The sequence below is a fragment of the Streptomyces sp. NRRL WC-3549 genome (assembly GCF_000721935.1).
Taxonomy (GTDB): domain Bacteria; phylum Actinomycetota; class Actinomycetes; order Streptomycetales; family Streptomycetaceae; genus Streptomyces.
The window spans coordinates 9753-13051 of record NZ_KL585399.1; the positions used below are offsets into that span (position 1 = coordinate 9753).

3 protein-coding genes and 1 pseudogene are annotated in these 3299 nt (G+C 72.4%); all 4 read right to left on the minus strand.

Annotated elements, in window-relative coordinates:
* Window positions 1-25 precede the first annotated feature (25 nt).
* Window positions 26-631: a GTP-binding protein gene (locus IH13_RS0114915; protein WP_031084634.1), complete on the minus strand. Its 606-nt coding sequence runs from the start codon at window positions 629-631 to the stop codon at window positions 26-28.
* The gene (locus IH13_RS0114920; protein WP_031084636.1) at window positions 612-1046 is read right to left on the minus strand and encodes a DUF742 domain-containing protein; all 435 of its coding nucleotides are present in this window, start codon (window positions 1044-1046) and stop codon (window positions 612-614) included. Before IH13_RS0114920 ends, IH13_RS0114915 begins: the two co-directional genes overlap by 20 nt.
* Before the next feature lie 9 nt (window positions 1047-1055).
* Window positions 1056-1499 carry a roadblock/LC7 domain-containing protein gene (locus IH13_RS0114925; RefSeq protein WP_031084638.1) on the minus strand — a complete coding sequence of 148 codons (444 nt, stop codon included), beginning with the start codon at window positions 1497-1499 and terminating at the stop codon, window positions 1056-1058.
* Window positions 1496-3299: pseudogene (locus IH13_RS37510) on the minus strand (sensor histidine kinase); the annotation flags it as partial. The pseudogene IH13_RS37510 and the gene IH13_RS0114925, both read right to left, overlap by 4 nt.

Consider the following 3299-nt stretch of genomic DNA (forward strand, 5'->3'; position numbering starts at 1 on the left):
AGCCGCGCTTCCGTACGGCCGCCGCTCAGGTCCTGGCGGGTTCTCTGGAGGCGTCCGCGCGTGTCATCGCGTCCTCCACGACGGCCACGAGCACGTCCCGTACGGACGCACGGTCCCGCGCGTCGCACAGCAGCACCGGCACCTCCGGGTCGAGGTCGAGCGCCGTGCGCACCGTCTCGGCGGGGAACCGCTCGGCCCCCTCGAAGAGATTCACGGCCACGGTGAAGGGGATGCCGCGCCGCTCGAAGTAGTCGACGGCCGCGAAGCAGTCCTCCAGCCGCCGGGTGTCGGCGAGGACGACCGCGCCCAGGGCTCCTTGGGCGAGTTCGTCCCAGAGGAACCAGAAACGGTCCTGCCCGGGGGTCCCGAACAGGTAGAGCACCAGGTCCTCGCGCAGGGTGATCCGCCCGAAGTCCATGGCCACCGTGGTGGTGCTCTTGCCCTCGACGCCGACGAGGTCGTCGACCGGCCGGCCCGCCTCGCTCAGCCTCTCCTCCGTGCGCAGCGGCCGGATCTCGCTGACCGCTCCCACCAGAGTCGTCTTGCCCACACCGAAGCCGCCCGCCACCAGGATTTTCAGGGTAACGGGCTCCACGGGCCGCCTTGTGCGGCTAGAGCGCCCGAAGGCCATTGATCACCTCGCGAAGAATGTTCACGTCCGGCAGTTCGGCCGGCGGAACGGGACGGGTGACATGCACCAGTTCCTCCTCGACGAGGTCACCGACCAGGACACGGACCACCCCGACGGGGAGGTCCAGTCCGGAGGCGAGCTCGGCGATCGACTGGGGCATGTCGCTGCACAGTTCGACGATCTCCACGTGTTCCGGGGAGAGCGTCTGGTCCCGGCCGGGATCGTCGGCCGCGGGTTCCGGGACGACGATCGCGATCAGGTCGAGACGGTGGCGGGACGCGCTGCTGGTACGCCCCCGGGTCATGGCGTAGGGGCGGACCACCGGTCCCGCCTCGGCGTCGTACCAGCGTGAGGAGCCCGCGCCGGCCGACGCGCGGGGCGTTGTGGGGGTCTCCCGGGCGGATTCGGCGCCCATGCCGTCCCCTCACCCTCCGGCTGACGTACCGGTCGTCCGGGGCGCGTTGGCCAGGTGGGCCCCGACCCGCTTGACCATCAGGGTCATCTCGTACGCCACCTGCCCGACGTCCGAGTCGGCGTCCGCGAGGACGGCGAGGCAGCTGCCGTCGCCGGCCGCCGTGACGAAGAGGAACGCTTCGTCGAGTTCGACGACGGTCTGCCGGACCCGGCCCGCGTCGAAGTGGCGGCCCACGCCCTTGGCGAGGCTGTGGAATCCGGAGGCGACGGCCGCGAGGTGCTCGCCGTCCTCACGGGTCAGGTCCTGCGACGCGCCGGTGGCGAGGCCGTCGCTGGAGAGCACCAGCGCCTTGCGGATGCTCGATACGCGCTCGACGAGTTCGTCGAGGAGCCAGTTCAGCTGGCCGGAGCCCTGGCGTGCGGCGTCGGTTGCTGCGGCGTTCGGTGCGGTCATGGACCGTCCCCTCCCGGAGTGGTTCCTGGTGCTGTCTCGCCGGGGCCGGTCGCGTCCTCGGCGTTCTGCCGACGACCGCGTTCCCAGCCGCGTTGGAGCGAGGCCATGCGATTGCGTACGTCGTCCGCGTCCCGTTCGAAGTCATCGGCGGTGTCCGCGGGGGCGTGGCCGGGAGTCCGTCCTGCGGAGTTCTCCCGGAGCTGTGGGGCGATGCTGGCCTGCCGGACCCTGCGGCACCGTCCTCGCCGGACGAGGGGTGCGAGCGGCCCGTCTCCCCCACCCGGCGGCCCCGGTCGGTGACCAGTGTCGGCGGCTTGCGCCGGGGCAGCGGCACGGGTCCGGCGGGGCGCATGGGGCGGACGTCCGCCGTACGCTCCCCCTCGGGGTCCGGCGCCTGCTGGTGCTGCTCGCGGTCCGCGGTCCGGCGCAGGTCACGGGCGCGGAAGATGCCGCCTCGCTCGCTCTCGGTGTCCTCCAGGTCCGACACACCGTCCAGGACGGGACCGAGCGCCGGATCGAGGTCCCGGGCCAGGGCCGGGTCGTCGGCGAGCTCCAGTGCCCCGACCGGGCCCTCCAGCTCCACCGGGCCGTCGAGCGCGGCCGGGTCGGTGAGCACGGTGGGCACGGGGGCGAGCCCGGGCGTCCTGCCCGGGCCACCGGGGGCCTCCGTCCCGTCGCCGATCGCCTTCTCGGCCCTTCGGTCGAGGCGGAAGCCGGTGCCGTGGGTGTCGGGCGCGTCGGTGAGCAGCTGCCCCGGGATGAAGACGACCGCGGTCGTTCCGCCGTAGGGCGACGTCTGCAGTGAGACCCGCACGTTCTGCCGCTGGGCGAGCCGGCTGACCACGAAGAGGCCCAGCCGGTCGGTGTCGGAGAGCTCGAAGTCGGGGGTCTCGGCGAGCCGGAGGTTGGCGTCCAGCAGGATCTCGGGGGCCATGCCGAGGCCCCGGTCGTGGATTTCGAGGGTGAAGCCGTTGGCCACGCGTTCACCGTGCACCTGGACCGCGGTGTGCGGGGGCGAGAACACGGTGGCGTTCTCCAGCAGTTCGGCGATCAGGTGGGTCAGGTCGGCCACCGCGGGACCGCCCACACCGATACGGGGCAGCCGCCTGACCTCGATGCGCTCGTAGTCCTCCACCTCGGCGACCGCCGCGCGCACCACGTCCATCAGCTGGATGGGCTTGCGCCACTGCCGGGAAGGGGCCGCCCCGGAGAGGATCACCAGGCCTTCTGCGTGGCGCCGCATGCGGGTGGTGAGGTGGTCGAGGCGGAAGAGGTCGGCGAGTTCGTCGCTGTTCTCGGTGCGGCGCTCCATGGCGTCCAGCAGTGTCAGCTGGCGGTGCAGGAGCACCTGGTTGCGCCGGGCGAGGTTGACGAAGACCTCGGAGACGCCCCGGCGCATGTCGGCCTGCTTGACGGCGGCCTCGACGGCGGCCCGCTGGAGCGTGTTGAGCGCCTGGCCGACCTGGCCGACCTCGTCCTTGTCGTAACTCAGGTGCGGCGCCTCGGTCTCCACGTCGACCTGTTCGCCCGCGGCCAGCCGCCGCATCACGCTCGGCAGCCGGACGCCGGACACCTCGTGGGCGTCCTTGCGGAGCCGGGAGAGGTCGCGGATGAGGGCTCGGCCGACGCGTACGGAGACGAAGACCGAGACGACCAGGGCGAGGAATCCGAGGACACCGGCCACACCGGCCTGGATCAGGATCCGGTATCCGGCGGGCTCGGCGCGGTCCTGGAAACGGTTGGTCAGTTCGTTGTTGGCGTCGGCCAGATGGTCCAGGACCGGCGGGGCGACCTGCTGCC